This window comes from Mycobacterium sp. DL592 (assembly GCF_011694515.1).
GTDB lineage: Bacteria > Actinomycetota > Actinomycetes > Mycobacteriales > Mycobacteriaceae > Mycobacterium.
In genome coordinates this window covers 615,419-632,167 of sequence record NZ_CP050192.1, presented here as the reverse complement: position 1 = coordinate 632,167, position 16,749 = coordinate 615,419, and the positions used below count along the sequence as shown (strand labels likewise).

Sequence of the window (16,749 nt, the reverse complement as noted above, 5' to 3'; positions counted from 1 at the left end):
TATCGGTATCGCCTTCCGCAACCGTCTTCCGGCGGCTCAGGTGAAATCGCTGCCGCCGTCGACGTTGATGTTCGCGCCGGTCATGTACGAGTTGCGCCGCGACGCGAGAAAGGCGACCACCGGCCCGATCTCCTCGGGCAGCCCGGCCCGCGGCAGATGCGCGGGATGTCCGAAATGTTCGTCGATCGCCGACATCAACGCGTAGGGGTCGGTGCCGTCGACCCCCACCGAATCGGCCCAGCCGACCAGGGACTCCGACGCGACGGTACCGGGTGAGACGACGTTGACCAGAATCTCGTCCGGAGCCAACGACAGCGACAGATTCTTGGAGATGCTGGTGACCATCGCTTTGGCGGCGGTGTAAGCGGCCAGATTCGGGCTCTGCCGTTGCGTGGACTGTGCGGAGAAGTTCACGATGCGCGCCCACGGCGCGTTGCGCAGCAGCGGCAGCGCTGCCCGCACGCAGCGCACCATGCCCATTACACCCTCGTCGACCGCGGTGTGCCACTGGTCGTCACCGAGTTGCTCGAACGATCCCCGCACGGCGGGCCCGACGGTATTGACCAGGATGTTGAGCTGGCCGCCCCACCGCTTGCCGATACCGGCAAACGCCGACCGGACTTGCGACTCGTCGGCGACATCGGCCACCACGGCCACCGCATCCGGGCTACCCCGTGCGGCCAAATCTGCTGTGGCACTGTCGAGTACGGATCGATTGCGCCCGATCAACGCCACCCGCGCACGATCGTCGGCGAAGCATCGCGCTGCCGCCAGACCCATGCCGCGGCCACCGCCGACTACGACGGCGGTGGCGTCCGTCAAACCGAGATCCATCCTGGGGCGCTCAGTTCCCGGCTGCGTCCGACACAGGCCACCTCCACGACGTGTCCGCTGTTATCGGTAAACCTACTATAGGCTTTACAGTAACTCGAAGAATCGGTCCGATCTGCGGCGGAGACGCAGTTCACACCGCACTGCCCGGTAAGTTCGGGAGCCAGTTTCAACGGAAGGTGGACCTGCAGTGGCCAAGCCAGCGACCGCGGCGAAGCGCCCACGGCGCGAGCGCGGATCGATCAACCCGGACGACATCATCGCCGGCGCCTTCGAGTTGGCCGAGCAGGTGTCGATCGACAACCTGAGCATGCCGCTGCTGGGCAAGCATCTCGGCGTCGGCGTCACGAGCATCTACTGGTACTTCCGTAAGAAGGACGACCTGCTCAACGCGATGACCGATCGCGCCCTGCGCCAGTATGTTTTCGCGACACCCTATGTGGCCGCCGACGACTGGCGCGAGACGCTGGCCAACCACGCCAGGACCATGCGTACGACATTCATGGGCAACCCGATCCTGTGTGACCTCATCCTGATCCGCTCAGCCCTGAGCCCACGGGCGGTGCGCGCCGGTGAACAGGAAGTAGAGAAGGCCATCGCCAGGCTGGTCGAAGCCGGACTGTCCCCCCAGGACGCGTTCGACGTCTACTCGGCGGTGTCGCTGCATGTGCGGGGTTCGGTTGTGCTGCACCGGCTCCACGAGAAGAACCAGGACGCCGACGAGGACGCGCATGCCCTCGAAGACACCATCCGCATCGGCGCGGCCGACGACCACAACTTCGAGTACGGGTTGCAGTGCATCCTCGAGCACGCCGAGCGACTGATCGACGAGGGCCACAAGGCCGGCACGAAGGCGCGCAAGAAGTGATCATCATTCGCGAGCAGGCGCGAAATCGCACTCGGAACACCCGAATCGTGCGATTTTGCGCCTGCTCGGCGTGAGGTCAGCTAGACCTCGATGACGACGGCGCCGCCCTGGCCGCCACCGGCGCACATCGCCGCGACACCGATACCGCCGCCGCGACGGCGCAACTCGTAGATCAGGGTGGTGATCATCCGGGCACCGGATGCCGCGATGGGGTGGCCCAGGCTGCAGCCGCTGCCGGAGAAGTTCACCAGCTCCTCGTCGAGCCCGTACTTGCGGCAGGCCGCGATCGGCACCGACGCGAAGGCCTCGTTGATCTCCCACAGCGCAACATCCGACGGCGTGAGCCCGGCCCGGTCGAGCACCTTGCCGATCACCTCGACGCCACCCAGTCCGGTGTCGCGGGGCGCGACACCAACGGCCGCCCAGGCCTTGACCGTCGCCAGGATGTCGAGGTTCTCGGCCCCGGCGTACGCCCGGTCGACCAGTGCCACGGCGGCGCAGGCGTCGTTGGTGCCGCTGGCGTTGCCTGCGGTGATCGAGAAGCCCTCGATCTCGGGGTGCAGCACCTTGAGCTGGGCGAGCTTCTCGGCGGTGGAGTCGCGGCGCGGCTGCTCATCAACACTGAAGTCGATCACCGACCCGTCGAGCTGCTGAACCTTCAGCGGCAGGATCTCGTCGAGGAACTTGCCGGCGTCGATCGCGGCGATCGCGCGCTGGTGAGAGCGGGCCGCCCAGGCGTCCATCTCCTCGCGGCTGATGCCCACCGCCTGAGCGGTGTTCCAGCCGACCGTGATCGACATGTCCTTGGTGGGTGCATCGGGTGTCTCGACGTGGGTGGGCGGCATCCAGCGCTCCTCGAACTTCAGCTCGGGGCCGATGATGCGCTGGCTCACCAGCGGGGTCATCGACAGCGACTGCACACCGCCGGCGATGAGCACGCGCTCCATCCCGGAGCCGATCTGCGCCGAGGCGTTGCCGATCGCGGTCAGGCTACCCGCGCAGTGGCGGTTCACCGACTGCCCGGGAACATGCTGGAGACCGGTGGCGTCGGCCGCGTAACGTGCGAGATCGCCACCGCCGTAATGGGATTCAGCGAAGATCATATCGTCGATGGCCGCCGGGTCCACACCCGAACGACGGATGACCTCGGGCACGATCGCGGTGATCAGAGTCTCCGGCGGGGTGTTTACCAGCGTTCCCTTGAAGGACCGGCCGATCGCGGTCCGCACAGCGCCGACGATGACTGGTTCGGGCATAGTTCTCCACCTCAGGTTTGGACGCGTCAACGACGTTACAAAAGTAGCAGATAATGTATCGGTGCTGGCGGGGGGTCTCAGTCCGGCTCCGGCACGTCGAAATGCTCGTCACGCAGGCGGAACGCCGCCTTCGTCCCGTGCTGAGCGCGGGTCTTGACGAAATTGAACTCCCCCGGCGCGAACTGCAGGTTGGTGCCGTAGGCGTGGAAGAGGTAGCTGGCCACCTCCTCGCCCTGGTAGGCCTGGCTCTGCTCGACGAGGCGGAACGCCTCCTTGGCGATCACCACGCCGTCGGCGGGCATCTTCGCCGCCTTCTGCGCCCAGTACCGCGCCCTGGCGGTCACCGCGCCGGGCTCGCAGGTTTCGGTGAAGACTCCGAGGTGCTCGACATCGGCGGCGGTGATGATGTCCCCGGTGAGCAGCAGCCGCCGCGCCAGTACCGGACCCAACCGGTGGAAGAACATGTGCAGACTGCCCAGCGCGGGGCCCAGGAATCGGGTGGCGGGCATCCCGATCCTGGTGTCCCTGGCGATCACCGAGATGTCGGTCATCAGCGCCATCTCGAAACCGCCGCCCAGCGCGTACCCGCCGATCTCGCCGACGGTGACCTTCGGGAAACCCATCAGGTTGTGGTAGAAGCCGAACGTCTTACGGTCCACTGTGAGTCGGCGCCGCTGGCTCGGTCTGGTCCTGCGTTGCTCGGCGGTTGTGTCGGCCTCGCCGTACCAGCCGTAGGCGTTGTTCATGTCGGCCCCGGTGGAGAACACCCCCTCGGCCCCGCGCAGCACGACGACGGTGATGTCGTCGTCCTCGGCCACGGTATCGAGGTGACGGGCCATGGCCTCGCGCATCGACGCGTCGTAGGAGTTGCGGTGGGCGGGATTGTTCAGCGTGATCGTGGCGATCCGCCCGTCACGATCCACCTCGAACAGGACGCGGTCGTCGGCTGTCATGGTCGGCTCCTGGGTTCTGCGCTGGAGATGAGCTTGGCCTCAATGGGTTTGTCCCGGCCGAAGGCGAGGGTGTGGCGCCGCGCTGCGGCCAGATGGTCCTGGGCGAGCCGGACCGCGCGGTCGGCGTCGCCGTCGACGATCGCCTCGAGCAGGTGCCGGTGGTCATCCAGGGCCGCCCGCATGGTCGTGCGCCGCATCGGGTCACCGTCGTCGCCCCAGACCGACGACTCGTGCGCCGACCAGATCAACTCCAGCGAGCCGATCAACAGGATCATTGGCTCGTTGCCGCACCGGGACACCAACGCCTCGTGGAAGCGCCGCGCAGTGCGCACATAGTGGGACGGCTCGTCGAGAAGCCGTTCCTGACGGTCGATCTCGGCCTGCAGATAGGGCACCACCTCGGTGGACCGGTCGGCGCGGGCGGCACACATGCCGGCGCAGATCGGCTCGAGGTGCATCAGTGCTCCGCCGACGTCGGCAGGCGTGGCCGAGCGGGACTGCAACACCATGCTGATCATGTGTGCGGTGCGCTCGGCCGACGGCAGATGCACCACCGCCCCGCCCATGTTGCCGCGCCGCACCGAGATCAGTCCGTCGGCCTCCAAGATGTGGATCGCTTCCCGTAGGGCAGGGGGACTCACCCCGAACTCGGTGAACAGGTTCTCCTGGGACGGCAGGATGTCGCCGGCCTTGATGCGGCCGGACAGGATGTCGTCACGCAGCCGCGCGGCGACGATCTCGGCGACGCGCGGCTGACGGATCCTGGCAGCGGTCATCTAGCCGGACCGCCTGCGGCCGAATCTGTTGGCCGCCAGTCGTTCCGGTGGCAGCGCGACGGTGTCTGCCGTCCCGGTGCACAACACCTCGCCGTCGAGGCTGATGAGTGCGGTGGCGGAGATCCCACGCTCGTCGTGGGAGCGCTCGATGTCGAAGCGCAGTCTGGTGTTCAGCGGGGTGGGCCGACGGTAGGTGATCGACAGCGAGCGGGTCTTGCCGGCCATCCCGGCCGCACAACTGTGATGCTGGATCACGCAGTCGAAGAACAGCCCGAGGACGCCGCCGTGCACCAGGCCCGGTGGCCCCTCGAAGACGACGGGAAACGTCACGGTTCCGGAGGCGATGGTGGGCTCAATCGAATCGAAACGGTAAGTGGGAAAAGCCGGATTGAACGACCCGACGTCGAAGGCGTGCTGCAAATACAGCCGTCGGTCGGCGCTGTCGGGGGTCATTCGGGGCTGCAGGTCGGCGGGCAGCGCAGGCTCGAGTTCGCGTTCCCAGTGCGCGAACTGGTGCAGCATGGCCTCCACCGTCGGGTGGGGAAGCTCGAGGGAAAGCAGCATGCCGGTGAGGCGGCGCAGGGCAGCGGCCGCGGCGACGGTCTGCGGCAGCGGTAGTTCACCGAACCGCCGGTCGTCGCTGTCCGCCATGAAGCCCCTAACCCGGCCCATCCTTGCTAACTTCTACAAGATAGCACTACTGTATGGCTATCAGTAACGCATCCGAAAAGGCAGGATCCGCGGTGGGCGAACAGGCCGGGCCGGCCGCCGGTGCCGTGACGTCGTCGCGGGACGGCGCCGTCCTGCACATCACGCTCGACCGCCCGAGTCACCGAAACTCACTGAGCCACAGCATGATCGACACGCTGGTCGATATGCTCGCCGCCGCTGCCCGCGACGACGAACTGCGCGCTGTGCACCTGCGCGGAGCAGGTGCGGACTTCTGCGCCGGCGTCGACTGGATCGGGTCCCACCACAGCGGGCCGCGGCCGCGCCCCGGTCACCTGGTGCGCGGCGTGCCCCATAGCGCACACCGGATCATCGACCTGGTGCACACCCTGCACCTGCCGGTGGTGTGCTCGGTGCGGGGCTGGGCCGCCGGCATGGGGTGCAATCTCGCCCTGGCCGCCGACTTCACGGTAGCCGCTTCCGACGCGGTGTTCTGGGAACCGTTCGTGGCACGCGGGTTCTCCCCCGACTCGGGCGCCACCTGGCTACTGCCGCGGCTCGTCGGGATGGCGCGCGCCAAGGAGATGCTGCTCCTCGGCGAGAAGGTGGACGGCGCCACCGCAGCAGAGTGGGGGCTGATCCATCGCAGTGTCGGCGAAGAACAGCTCGACGAGACGGTGGCCGCACTCCTGCACAGGCTGGCAACCGGACCGACCGTGGCGATCGGCCTGGCCAAGCAGGCCATCAACCGCAGCCAGCACGCCGCCCTCGGTGAGGCGATGAACCAGGAGTTGTTCGACCTCGAACTATCCTGCCGGACAGCTGATTTCAAAGAGGGGCTGGCGGCGTTCCGGGAGAAACGGACGCCGGACTTCACCGGCCGATGAGACGAAGGGACATCCAGATGGCGGCGTACCGCACCATCACCTATGAGGTTGACGCCCACACGGCCACGATCACCCTGAACCGTCCCGAGGCACTCAACGCGCTGAGCCCGTTCATGATCACCGAACTGCGCGCGGCCTACGCTGCCGCCGAGAGCGACGACGACGTCTGGCTGTTGATCGTCACCGCCACCGGCCGGGCGTTCTGCACGGGAGCCGACGTCAAGGAGATCCCCGAAGACGGCAAGGTGATCAACGAGCGTGCCTACCTGTCCAGCTACGACCAGTGGGAGGCGCCGCAGGAGGGCACGCCGCCGTTTCGGCAGATGGCCAAGCCGGTGATCGTCGCGGTCAACGGAATCTGTTGCGGCGCAGGCCTGGACTGGGTGACCACCGGCGATATCGTGATCGCCTCGGAGCGGGCGACGTTCTTCGACCCGCACGTCTCGATCGGCCTGGTCGCCGGCCGCGAGATGGTCCGCCTGTCCCGGGTGCTACCCCGGTCGGTGGCGCTGCGCATGGCCATCATGGGCAAGCACGAGCGGATGACCGCCGAGCGCGCCTACGAACTCGGATTGATCACCGAGATCGTCGAGCACGACCGTCTTCTCGAACGCGCCCGCGCGATCGCCGCCACAGTCAACCGCAATGCGCCGCTGGCGGTGCGCGGCACCCGGCTCGCCGTCATCAAGGGTCGGGAGATCCCGATGCACGAGGCCGAGATGCTGGCCGAAGCCTTCCGGGAACGCAATCTGCACACCGAGGACTCCCTGGAAGGCCCGAAAGCCTTCGTCGAGAAGCGCACACCGAACTGGCAGTGCCGATGACCGCCGCCTTCGACACCATCCTGCTGGACTTCGACCGCAGCGACCACGTCGCCACCATCACGCTGAACCGCCCCGACAAACTCAACGCGTTCAACCGCACCATGTGCGAGGAGATGGCGGCGGCCTGGCGGATCGTCAAGAACGACACGGCAATCCATGCGGTGGTGCTGCGTGCCGCCGGTGATCGCGCCTTCAGCACCGGCCTGGACGTTAGTACCCCTTATGGGCAGCCGCACAACGTCTGGAACCACGAGGATCCCGGCGAACTGCTCAGCCCCAAATGGCAGAAGATGTGGAAGCCGGTGGTGTGCGCGGTGCACGGCATGTGCACCGCGGGAGCGTTCTACTTCGTCAACGAGGCCGACGTGGTGATCTGCTCCTCCGACGCGACGTTCTTCGACTCACACGTCAGCGCGGGTCTGGTATCCGCACTCGAGCCGATCGGGCTGATGCGCAAGGTCGGCCTCGGTGAGACGCTGCGGATCGCGCTGATGGGCAACGACGAGCGGGTCAGCGCCGACACCGCCCTGCGGATCGGGCTGGTGTCCGAGGTCGTCGCACCCGACGACCTGTGGTCGCGGGCCCACGAGATCGCCGCCACCATCGCCGCCAAACCGCCGTCGGCCACCCAGGGCACCGTGAAGGCGATCTGGGAGTCCCTGGACAAGCCGTACCGCGCCGCGATGGAACAGAACCTGATCTACACCCGGCTGGGAAACCCGCTGGGGCAGGCCGAACTTGCCGCTCAGGAGGACGACGGCGGGAGCAGGCCGACACCGAGGTTGCGGTAGTGCATCCGCTGTCGCGGCGGATCGACGCGGTGCTCGACCTCGATCCGGGGGCTCGCGCGATCGAGTATGAGGGCCGATGGTCGTCGTGGGGACAACTCGCGGCCTCCGCCGCACGGGTCGCGGAGATCGTCCATCCGGGAGCCCGAGTCGGCATCCTGCTGCACAACACCCCCGGCCACATCGCAGCGATCCTAGGAGTGCTGCTCGCCGAGGGCTGTGTTGTCGTGATCAACCCGTCCCGCGGCGAGCAGCGAATCGCCGCCGACATCGCAGGGCTGCAGCTGGATACGATCCTCGACCCCTGCGCCGAACTCGGCGCAGCGCCGGTGGCCCGTGCCGGTACGGCAGCGGGCAGCACCGCGCCCGGGGTGGCGGTGCGGATGCTGACCAGCGGCACCACCGGTGCACCGAAACGAGTCGACCTCACCTACGACATGCTGGCGGTCTCGGTGCTGGGATCGCAGTTCGCCACCAGCACCGCACCAACGGCCATCAGGCGTTCCGTCGCAATCGTCAATGCCCCGCTTGTGCACATCGGCGGGGTGTACCGGGTGCTGCAGTGTGTCGTCGAGGCCAGGCCGTTCGCCCTGCTCCCCCGCTTCGAACTCGCGACGTGGGCCGATGCTGTGCGCAGGCACCGCCCGAAGGCGGTCTCGCTGGTGCCCGCGGCACTGCGCATGGTGCTGCATTCCGGCCTGGGCCGTGACGACCTCGCGGGTGTTCGGGTCGTCACCTCGGGCACCGCACCACTGTCCGCCGACGACGCCGACGCATTCACCGCGAAGTTCGGCATCCCGGTCCTGACATCCTATGCGGCAACGGAATTCGGTGGCGGCGTGGCGGGCTGGACACTTGCCGACCACCAGCGGTACTGGCAGGCCAAAAGGGGCAGCGTCGGACGTGCCAGCCCCGGGGCACAGCTGCGGGTGGTCGCCGACGACGGCAGCGTTCTCGGGCCGGGCGAGCCAGGACTCCTCGAGGTCAAACCCGGCCAGCTCGGCCCGGCCGCCGACTGGGTGCGCACCACGGATCTGGCCCGCATCGACGCCGACGGGTTCCTGTGGATCCTCGGCCGCGCCGATCAGGCCATCATCCGCGGCGGGTTCAAGGTGCTGCCCGACGACGTGCGTGCCGCGCTGGAGAGCCATCCCGCCGTCCTGGGCGCAGCGGTGGTGGGACTGCCCGACGACCGGCTCGGCCACACCCCGGCCGCCGTGGTCGAGCTTCGCCAGGGCAGCACGGTCACCGCCGCGGACATCGACGAGTATCTGCGAACACGGCTGGCGCCCTACGAGATTCCCACCGAGATCGCGATCGTCGCCGCGATCCCGCGCACACCCTCGGGCAAGCCCGATCTGACCCTGGTCCGACAACACGTCACCGGCCGTGAATACTGACACCGTCGGCGCGCTGCTGCGCGACCAGGCTGACGCCCGCAGCGACCATCCCCTACTGGTGTGCGACGCCGACCACCTCACCTACGCCGCGGCCCACGAACGCTCCGCCCAACTGGCCCGCGGCCTCGTCGGGCTCGGTGCCGGCAAGGGCACCCACATCGGTCTGCTGTTCCCCAACGGCACGGACTTCGTCGTCGCGATGCTGGCCGCGGCACGCATCGGTGCGGTCGTCGTCCCCTTCTCGACGTTCGCCACCCGCGCGGAGCTTGCCGACCAGCTGACCCACAGTGACACCGAAATACTGCTGGCCACCGCAGCGTACCGGGACCACGACTATGTGGACCGGCTGGCCGGCGTATCCGCGCCGTGCCTGCGCCACGTGGTCTTCGACAGCCGGATCGCCGCGGCGGCCGATCCCGCACACGTGAACGCTCTCGGCGCCGATGTCGACGGCTGCGACCCGCTGGCCATCATCTACACCTCCGGCTCCACCGGCAGCCCGAAAGGTGCGGTGCACACCCACGCGGTGCTGCTGGCACATCAGCGCAACCTCAACGGGATTCGCGGGCTGAGCACATCCGACAGGCTGTTCTGCAACTCGCCGTTCTTCTGGATCGGCGGATTCGGCTTCGCGCTGCTGGCCACCCTGGTCGCCGGTTCGACACTCGTCTGCTCCACCGCACCCGACCCCGGCGCCACGCTCGACCTGCTGGAGGCCGTCCGCCCGACCATGACCAACGGATTCGCCGCCGGGGTAGCCCACCTCGCCCGCCACGACAGCTTTCCGCGCCGCGACCTGTCGTCGATGCGGCGCGGGAACCTCTACCCGATCATGGCCCCCGCGAGCCGCCCCCACGATCCGGAGTTGCGCCACAACATGCTGGGTATGACCGAAGCCGGCAGCGTCGTCCTGCTCAGCGGTGACGAGACAGACCAGCCCGAGCACCGGCGCGGCTCGTTCGGAAAACCCGCGCCCGGCTTCGCCACCCGCATCGTCGACCCGGGCTCCAGCCGGCCCGTGGCGCCCGGTGACGTCGGCGAATTGTGTTTGCGCGGGCCGTATCTGATGCAGCACTACTACAAGCGCAGTCGCGAAGACTGCTTCGATCCCGACGGCTGGTTCCACACCGGCGATCTGGTGCGCACCGATCCCGACGGCTTCTACTACTTCCTCGGCCGGCGCGGGTCGATGATCAAGACCGCGGGCGCCAACGTGTCCCCCACTGAGGTCGAGAAGGCCATCGCCTCGGTGACCGGCGGGATGACGGCATACGTCGTGGGTCTGCCCGACTCCCAACGCGGTCAGGTGGTGGCGGCGGCGTTGGTCGTCGCCGACGGCCAGGATCTCGACGAGGCGACGCTGCGGGCAGACCTCAAAGATGTGCTGTCGGCCTACAAGATTCCCCGGCGCTTCGTCGCGGTCCGGCCGACCGAGGTGCCGCTGCTGTCGAGCGGCAAAGTGGACATCCGCCGTCTCACGGAGCTGTTCGATGCCTGACACCCTCGACGCGCTGATCCGCGCCCGGGCGAGCCTGGGCGACAAGCCATTCCTGATCGACACCACCGCGCGGATCGGGTATGCCGAGCTCGACGCCACGACGCGGCAGCTGGCAGCCGGATTCCTCTCGGCAGGCGTCACGAAGGGCAGCCGGGTCGGTCTGATCATGCCGAACGGTGTGCGGTGGGCACAGATCGCGTTGGCGCTCAACAGGATCGGTGCGGTTCTCGTGCCGTTGAGCACGCTGCTGGCCGGCCCGGAGCTCATCGCGCAACTCAAGGTGGCCTCGGTGCGATATCTGGTGTCGGTCGAGGAGTTCCGTGGCCACCGCTATCTCGACGAGGTTGCCCGTGGGATCGTGGACCTTCCCGCGCTGCGCACCGTGTGGCGCGCCGACGAACTGCCGTCGGGCGGGGCCCACGGTGACGCCGCCGCCGTGGCGGGCACCGTCGTAGCGGCCGATCCCCTGGTGGTGATGTTCACCTCCGGCAGCAGCGGTCCGCCCAAGGGCGTGATCCACTCGCACGGCAGTGCGCTGGCCGCGGTACGCGCCGGGCTCTCGGTTCGTCGCATCGACGAGGGCACCCGGCTGTATGTGCCGATGCCGTTCTTCTGGGTCGGCGGCTTCGGCACCGGTCTGCTGTCGGCTCTTGTCGCCGGGGCGGCACTGGTCACCGAGGCGGTCGCGACCCCGCAGAGCACGCTGGATCTGATGGCGCGGGAACGGGTCACATTGTTCCGGGGGTGGCCCGCACAGGCCGAAGCACTGGCCCGCCACGCCGCCGAACTCGGCGCCGACCTGTCGGCGCTGCAACCCGGCAGCCTGGCGGCGCTGCTGCCACCAGAGCGCCGCCCGGCACCCGGATCCCGGGCGAACCTGCTCGGCATGACGGAATCGTTCGGCCCGTACTGCGGCTATCCGATGGACACCAACATGCCGCGCTCGGCCTGGGGATCGTGCGGAAAACCGTTGCCGGGTGTGCAGCTTCGGATCGTCGACACCGACACCGGCGAGCCGGTGCCGCCCGGCAACGTCGGCACGATCCAGATTCGCGGAGCGCAGACGCTGCGCGGAATCTGCCGACGCAGCCGCGAGGAGGTGTTCACGCAGGACGGCTTCTACCCCACCGGCGACCTCGGCCGTCTCAACCGGGACGGGTTCCTGTTCTACCACGGCCGCTACGACAACATGTTCAAGGTCAGCGGTGCGACGGTCTACCCGAGCGAGGTCGAGGCGGGGCTGCGCGCCATCGACGGTGTGCACGCGGCCTACGTCACCGACGTCGACGGCCGGGTGGGCGCCGCAGTGGTGTCGGCGATGAGCGTCGACGAGTTACGGGCCGCCGCGCGCGAACAGCTCAGCGCCTTCAAGGTCCCCATGGCGTGGCTGCTGCTCGACTCCGACGAGGACGTCCCGCGTGGCAGCACCGGCAAGGTCGACGTCACCCGACTGCGTGAGCTGTTGACTGGCGCCGAACCACGGCACTAGCCAGTCGGCGGGGACTGGCTCTTTACCGTCACAGCCGGATTCGGTGGAATACACACCATGACCACCACCGGAGAACTGATCGAGATTTACCGCGTCGCCGGTGAGCATGCGCTGGCACTGGTTGCCGCGGTGCCGCCCGACCGCTGGCAGGCTCCCGCGCTCGGGTCGTGGACGGTGCGGACGCTGGTCGGCCATCTCGGCCGCTCGTTCACCACCGTCACCGACTATCTGGCGAAGCCGGCCACCGATCGCGACGTGCACACCATCGCCGACTACTACATCATCGCCCTGCAGCAGACCAACCCGTCGGCCATCGACGCCCGCGCCGAGCAGGCCGCCCGCGCGCTCGGCGACGATCCACTGAGCGCGCTGCGGGCCTTCCGGGACGCGGCCCTTACCACGCTGGGCGGCGCGGGCGATCCGCTGATCTCCACCATCGCCGGCGGGATGCTTCTGTCGGACTATCTGCCGACCCGGATCTTCGAGTTGGCGGTGCACAGCCTGGACCTGGCCCGGGCGATCGGCGCGCCGCAGACCCTGCCGGATGAGGTGTGCAGCAGTGCAACGGAATTGGCCGCGGCGATCGCCGTCCGCCGGGGCCACGGTGAGCTGGTGCTGTCGGCGCTTACCGGGCGTACCCCGCTCGGGCCGGGATTCTCGGTGGTGTGAGTCTCAGGGGCCGGCGACGCGCCGGGCCACACCCTGCTTCACCAGGTGCTCGATCAGCGGCGTCGCCCCTGCCGCCAGGTGATCGGACATCGCGGCGCGCGCACCGTCCTCGTCGTGGGCCTGCAGCGCAGCCACGATGCGGTGGTGGTCGGCAACCGAGCGGTCCGGCCAGCCCTCGATGGTGGGGAACACCGATTCCGGTGCGTAGCGGGTGATCTGGGACATCAGCTGGGCGAGTTTCGGCGAGTCCGCGGCCACGTTGATCGCGCGGTGGAACTCATGGTTGAGCCGGACCGCATGGTCGCCGGCGTTGGCCGCGTAGGCCTCGGTCAGCTCGGCGTGGATGGCGTTGAGTTCCTGCAGCTGTTCGTCGTTGATGTTGGCCGCCGCCCGAGCAGCCAGCAGACCACCGACGTAGGCCTGCAGGTTCGACACGTCGGTGATGTCGCGGTCGGTGAACGGCAGCACTACGAAACCGCGCCGGGGCAACTGGTCCAGCAGCCCCTCGCCACGCAGCTCGAACAGGGCCTCGCGCACCGGGGTCACACTGATCCCGAGCTCGGCGGCGAGTTGGTCGAGCCGGATGTACTCCCCGGCCGGGTAGGTGCCGTTGAAGATTCGCTGTCGTACAAAGCGCGCGACGTCCTCGGCCAGCTGTGGCCGCGGCGCGAAATCCGGTGCACTCATGTCAGATCCGGTAGTCGGCCAGCAGCCGCTTGCTGATGATGTTCTTCTGGATTTCGCTGGTGCCCTCGCCGATGAGCAGGAAGGGGGCGTCGCGCATCAGCCGCTCGATCTCGTACTCCTTGGAGTACCCGTAGCCGCCGTGGATGCGGAAGCTCTGCTGGGTGACCTCTGAGCAGAACTCGCTCGCCAGGTACTTCGCCATCCCGGCAGCGACGTCGTTACGTTCTCCGGAATCCTTGAGCCGGGCCGCGTTGACCATCATCAGATGTGCGGCTTCGACTTTCGTGGCCATCTCCGCGAGCTGGAAGGCGATGGCCTGATGCTCGGCGATCGGTTTACCGAACGTGCTGCGCTGCTGGGCATAGCGGGCGGCGAGCTCGAAGGCCCGCACCCCCACCCCGCAGGCGCGGGCGGCGACGTTCACACGACCGACCTCCACACCGTCCATCATCTGGAAGAAACCCTGTCCCGGCTTGGCGCCCAGGACGTTCTCGGCGCCGGTGACGTAACCGTCGAAGATCAGCTCGGTGGTGTCGATGCCCTTGTAGCCGAGTTTGTCGATCTTGCCCGGGATGGTCAGCCCGGGCGCGACTTCGCCGAAGCCGGTGGGCTTTTCGATCAGGAACGCGGTCAGGTTGCGGTGCGGCTTGTCGGCCCCTTCGTCGGTCCGCACCAGTGTCGCGACCAGCGTCGAGCTGCCGCCGTTGGTCAGCCACATCTTCTGGCCGTCGATGGTGTAGGTGCCGTCGCCGTTGTCGCGGGCCCGGGTGCGGATCGCGGCGACGTCGGAACCGAGTTCGGGTTCCGACATCGAGAACGCGCCGCGGGTCTCGCCGGTGGCCATCCTGGGCAGGAAGCGTTGCTTCTGTTCGTCGGTGCCATGCTGGCGGATCATGTAGGCGACGATGAAGTGGGTGTTGATGACACCGGAGATGCTCATCCAGCCGCGGGCCAGTTCTTCGACACACAGGGCGTAGGTGAGCAGCGACTCGCCGAGCCCGCCGTACTCCTCGGGCACCATCAGGCCGAACAGACCCATCTCACGCATCTGGTCGACGATGGCCTGCGGGTAGGTGTCGGAGTGCTCGAGGTCCTGGGCGTTGGGGATGATCTCCCTGTCGACGAATTGCCGGACCGTGGAGATGATCTCGGTCTGGATCTCGGTCAGGCCGAGAGTCTGCGCCAGTCGGGTCATACTCCCACCCTTTCGAAGACGGCGGCCAGGCCCTGCCCGCCGCCGATGCACATCGTCTCCAGCCCGTAGCGCCCGTCGCGCAGGTGCAGTTCGCGGGCCAGCGTGGCGAGCATCCGCCCACCGGTAGCGCCCACCGGGTGGCCCAGCGAGATACCCGACCCGCGCACGTTGGTGCGCTCGAGGTCGGCGTCGGTGAACTTCCACTCCCGCATCACCGCCAGTGCTTGGGCGGCGAAGGCCTCGTTGAGTTCGATGACGTCGATGTCGGCCAGTTCCAGGCCGGCCTTTTGCAGCGCTGCTGCGGTAGCCGGCACCGGGCCGATGCCCATGACCTCCGGGCCCACCCCGGCCGAGGCCCACGAGACCAGCCGGACCAGTGGCCGCAGACCCAGTTCGGCGGCCTTCTCGGGGGTGGTGACCAGGCAGGCTGATGCGGCGTCGTTCTGGCCGCTCGAGTTTCCGGCCGTCACGGTCGCGTCGGGATCCTGGTTGAGCAGAACGGGTTTGAGCTTCGCCAGCGACTCGACGGTCGTGTCGGCGCGCGGGTGTTCGTCGGTGTCGATGAGCTGCTCACCACCGCGGGTGGGCACCGTGACCGCGATGATCTCCTCGGCGAGAACGCCGCTGCTCTGCGCGGCGACCGCCCGCTGGTGCGAGGTGACCGCCAACTCGTCCTGCTCCTGCCGCGAGATGCCGTACTGGCGGCGCAGGTTCTCCGCGGTCTCGAGCATGCCGCCGGGCACCGGATAGAACTTGCCGCCTGCAGTCGTGCGGCCGCGCGCCAGCCCGTCGTGCACCGTGACACCGTGCCGGGCACCTCCCCACCGCATGTCGATGGAGTAGAAGGCGACGTTGCTCATGCTCTCCGCGCCACCGGCGACGACGAGATCGTTGTCACCCGAAGCGACTTGGAGGCAGGCCTGAATCACCGCCTGCAGGCCCGACCCGCACCGGCGGTCCACTTGCATGCCCGGCACGGTGACGGGCAGACCGGCGTCGAGTGCGACCACCCGGCCTATCGCGGGTGCTTCGCTGTTGGGGTAGCAGTGTCCGAAGATGACGTCCTCGACGGCTTCCGGGGGGACGCCGGTGCGCTGCAGCAGTCCCGTCAGCGCGGCGACTCCCAACTCGACGGCCGTGAGCGACTGGAACATCCCGCCGTAGCGGCCGATCGGTGTGCGAACCGGCTCGCAGATGACCGCTGTCGGCATCAGAGGTGCCGTCCCCCGGTGACCTCGAGGACCGTGCCCGTCATGTATGACGACAGGTCGGAGGCCAGAAACAGCGCCACCTTAGCCACCTCGGCGGGCTCACCGGCGCGCCCCATGGGCACCTCGGCGACCTTGGAGTCCCAAATGCGTTGCGGCATCGCCTCGGTCATGGCGGAACGGATCAGACCGGGCTGGATGGCGTTGACGCGCACCCCGAGGTGCGCCAGCTCCTTGGAGGCCGCCTTCGTCATTCCGACGATCCCGGCCTTGGCCGCCGAGTAGTTCGTCTGCCCGATCATGCCGACCTTGCCGGAGATCGACGACATGTTCACTATTGCTCCGCTGCGCTGCTCGCGCATGACCGAGGCGGCTTTCCGCAGACCGTTCCAGGTGCCCTTCAGGTGCACCGAGATGACCTGGTCGAACTCGTCCTCGGTCATCTTGCGCAGGGTGGCGTCGCGGGTGATGCCCGCGTTGTTGACCATGATGTCGAAGCGCCCGAACTGCTCGACGGCGGCGTCGACCAGAGCCTCGACGTCGGCGTAGGACGTCACATCGCACTTCACCGCCCGGGCGACGTCGGCACCGCCGAGTTTCTCCGCCGCCGCCTCGGTGGCCTCGAGGTTGATGTCGCCGATCACCACCCTGGCACCCTCGGCGATGAACTGCTCGGCGATCGCAAAGCCGAGGCCCTGCGCCCCACCCGTGACGACTGCCGTCTGGCCGGCCAGCAACGACATCTGATCTC

General features: G+C 68.1%; 17 protein-coding genes. 8 read left to right on the top strand and 9 right to left on the bottom strand.

Annotation, left to right across the window (positions count from 1 at the left end):
- Positions 1-36: 36 nt before the first annotated feature.
- Complete coding sequence (locus HBE64_RS03110; protein WP_167097679.1) at positions 37-834, bottom strand: SDR family NAD(P)-dependent oxidoreductase; 798 nt, start codon at positions 832-834, stop codon at positions 37-39.
- Positions 835-1,021: 187 nt separating this feature from the next.
- Between HBE64_RS03110 and HBE64_RS03105 the strand changes: the two genes are divergently transcribed.
- Positions 1,022-1,699, top strand: a complete 678-nt coding sequence (locus HBE64_RS03105; RefSeq protein ID WP_167097677.1) for a TetR/AcrR family transcriptional regulator — start codon at positions 1,022-1,024, stop codon at positions 1,697-1,699.
- An 80-nt stretch (positions 1,700-1,779) separates the two neighbouring features.
- Here HBE64_RS03105 and HBE64_RS03100 read toward each other — a convergent pair whose 3' ends face one another.
- The 4 genes from HBE64_RS03100 to HBE64_RS03085 form a co-directional block, all read right to left on the bottom strand.
- Entirely contained in the window at positions 1,780-2,955 is a 1,176-nt protein-coding gene (locus HBE64_RS03100; protein ID WP_167097675.1) for a thiolase family protein, read from the bottom strand.
- 77 nt (positions 2,956-3,032) lie between these two features.
- Positions 3,033-3,908 carry an enoyl-CoA hydratase/isomerase family protein gene (locus HBE64_RS03095; protein WP_167097673.1) on the bottom strand — a complete coding sequence of 292 codons (876 nt, stop codon included), beginning with the start codon at positions 3,906-3,908 and terminating at the stop codon, positions 3,033-3,035.
- On the bottom strand, positions 3,905-4,684 hold the full coding sequence (locus HBE64_RS03090; protein ID WP_167097671.1) for a FadR/GntR family transcriptional regulator: 780 nt from the start codon (positions 4,682-4,684) through the stop codon (positions 3,905-3,907). The genes HBE64_RS03095 and HBE64_RS03090 overlap by 4 nt, the downstream gene beginning before the upstream one ends.
- Positions 4,685-5,335, bottom strand: coding sequence for a PaaI family thioesterase (locus HBE64_RS03085; RefSeq protein WP_167097669.1), 651 nt, complete (start codon positions 5,333-5,335; stop codon positions 4,685-4,687).
- A gap of 53 nt (positions 5,336-5,388) precedes the next feature.
- Here HBE64_RS03085 and HBE64_RS03080 point away from each other — a divergent pair, with 53 nt between their 5' ends.
- Genes HBE64_RS03080 through HBE64_RS03050 form a run of 7 tightly spaced genes read left to right on the top strand, consistent with a single transcriptional unit; the run spans position 5,389 to position 12,908 of the window.
- On the top strand, positions 5,389-6,240 hold the full coding sequence (locus tag HBE64_RS03080; protein WP_208300554.1) for an enoyl-CoA hydratase/isomerase family protein: 852 nt from the start codon (positions 5,389-5,391) through the stop codon (positions 6,238-6,240).
- 17 nt (positions 6,241-6,257) lie between these two features.
- Complete coding sequence (locus HBE64_RS03075; protein ID WP_371744078.1) at positions 6,258-7,064, top strand: enoyl-CoA hydratase/isomerase family protein; 807 nt, start codon at positions 6,258-6,260, stop codon at positions 7,062-7,064.
- The gene (locus HBE64_RS03070; protein WP_167097665.1) at positions 7,061-7,855 is read left to right on the top strand and encodes an enoyl-CoA hydratase/isomerase family protein; all 795 of its coding nucleotides are present in this window, start codon (positions 7,061-7,063) and stop codon (positions 7,853-7,855) included. Before HBE64_RS03075 ends, HBE64_RS03070 begins: the two co-directional genes overlap by 4 nt.
- On the top strand, positions 7,855-9,252 hold the full coding sequence (locus HBE64_RS03065) for a class I adenylate-forming enzyme family protein (protein WP_167097663.1): 1,398 nt from the start codon (positions 7,855-7,857) through the stop codon (positions 9,250-9,252). The genes HBE64_RS03070 and HBE64_RS03065 overlap by 1 nt, the downstream gene beginning before the upstream one ends.
- A complete protein-coding gene (locus tag HBE64_RS03060) occupies positions 9,242-10,750 on the top strand; it encodes a class I adenylate-forming enzyme family protein (RefSeq protein ID WP_167097661.1) in 1,509 nt (502 codons plus the stop codon). The genes HBE64_RS03065 and HBE64_RS03060 overlap by 11 nt, the downstream gene beginning before the upstream one ends.
- Positions 10,743-12,239: a class I adenylate-forming enzyme family protein gene (locus tag HBE64_RS03055; protein WP_167097659.1), complete on the top strand. Its 1,497-nt coding sequence runs from the start codon at positions 10,743-10,745 to the stop codon at positions 12,237-12,239. The genes HBE64_RS03060 and HBE64_RS03055 overlap by 8 nt, the downstream gene beginning before the upstream one ends.
- 57 nt (positions 12,240-12,296) lie before the next feature.
- Complete coding sequence (locus HBE64_RS03050) at positions 12,297-12,908, top strand: maleylpyruvate isomerase family mycothiol-dependent enzyme (protein WP_167097657.1); 612 nt, start codon at positions 12,297-12,299, stop codon at positions 12,906-12,908.
- A 3-nt stretch (positions 12,909-12,911) separates the two neighbouring features.
- Here HBE64_RS03050 and HBE64_RS03045 read toward each other — a convergent pair whose 3' ends face one another.
- Genes HBE64_RS03045 through fabG form a run of 4 tightly spaced genes read right to left on the bottom strand, consistent with a single transcriptional unit; the run spans position 12,912 to position 16,741 of the window.
- Positions 12,912-13,595, bottom strand: a complete 684-nt coding sequence (locus HBE64_RS03045; RefSeq protein WP_167097655.1) for a GntR family transcriptional regulator — start codon at positions 13,593-13,595, stop codon at positions 12,912-12,914.
- Position 13,596: 1 nt separating this feature from the next.
- The gene (locus HBE64_RS03040; protein WP_167097653.1) at positions 13,597-14,790 is read right to left on the bottom strand and encodes an acyl-CoA dehydrogenase family protein; all 1,194 of its coding nucleotides are present in this window, start codon (positions 14,788-14,790) and stop codon (positions 13,597-13,599) included.
- A complete protein-coding gene (locus HBE64_RS03035; RefSeq protein WP_167097651.1) occupies positions 14,787-16,001 on the bottom strand; it encodes an acetyl-CoA C-acetyltransferase in 1,215 nt (404 codons plus the stop codon). The genes HBE64_RS03040 and HBE64_RS03035 overlap by 4 nt, the downstream gene beginning before the upstream one ends.
- Entirely contained in the window at positions 16,001-16,741 is a 741-nt protein-coding gene (gene fabG / locus HBE64_RS03030; RefSeq protein ID WP_167097649.1) for a 3-oxoacyl-ACP reductase FabG, read from the bottom strand. Before fabG ends, HBE64_RS03035 begins: the two co-directional genes overlap by 1 nt.
- Positions 16,742-16,749: the final 8 nt, after the last annotated feature.

Bases quoted from the DNA above. Each gene is read 5' to 3' on its own strand.
- HBE64_RS03110 (WP_167097679.1), bottom strand. From the start codon at position 834: ATGGATCTCGGTTTGACGGACGCCACCGCCGTCGTAGTCGGCGGTGGC.
- HBE64_RS03100 (WP_167097675.1), bottom strand. From the start codon at position 2,955: ATGCCCGAACCAGTCATCGTCGGCGCTGTGCGGACCGCGATCGGCCGG.
- HBE64_RS03095 (WP_167097673.1), bottom strand. From the start codon at position 3,908: ATGACAGCCGACGACCGCGTCCTGTTCGAGGTGGATCGTGACGGGCGG.
- HBE64_RS03090 (WP_167097671.1), bottom strand. From the start codon at position 4,684: ATGACCGCTGCCAGGATCCGTCAGCCGCGCGTCGCCGAGATCGTCGCC.
- HBE64_RS03085 (WP_167097669.1), bottom strand. From the start codon at position 5,335: ATGGCGGACAGCGACGACCGGCGGTTCGGTGAACTACCGCTGCCGCAG.
- HBE64_RS03080 (WP_208300554.1), top strand. From the start codon at position 5,389: ATGGCTATCAGTAACGCATCCGAAAAGGCAGGATCCGCGGTGGGCGAA.
- HBE64_RS03075 (WP_371744078.1), top strand. From the start codon at position 6,258: ATGGCGGCGTACCGCACCATCACCTATGAGGTTGACGCCCACACGGCC.
- HBE64_RS03070 (WP_167097665.1), top strand. From the start codon at position 7,061: ATGACCGCCGCCTTCGACACCATCCTGCTGGACTTCGACCGCAGCGAC.
- HBE64_RS03055 (WP_167097659.1), top strand. From the start codon at position 10,743: ATGCCTGACACCCTCGACGCGCTGATCCGCGCCCGGGCGAGCCTGGGC.
- HBE64_RS03050 (WP_167097657.1), top strand. From the start codon at position 12,297: ATGACCACCACCGGAGAACTGATCGAGATTTACCGCGTCGCCGGTGAG.
- HBE64_RS03045 (WP_167097655.1), bottom strand. From the start codon at position 13,595: ATGAGTGCACCGGATTTCGCGCCGCGGCCACAGCTGGCCGAGGACGTC.
- HBE64_RS03040 (WP_167097653.1), bottom strand. From the start codon at position 14,790: ATGACCCGACTGGCGCAGACTCTCGGCCTGACCGAGATCCAGACCGAG.
- HBE64_RS03035 (WP_167097651.1), bottom strand. From the start codon at position 16,001: ATGCCGACAGCGGTCATCTGCGAGCCGGTTCGCACACCGATCGGCCGC.
- fabG (WP_167097649.1), bottom strand. From the start codon at position 16,741: ATGTCGTTGCTGGCCGGCCAGACGGCAGTCGTCACGGGTGGGGCGCAG.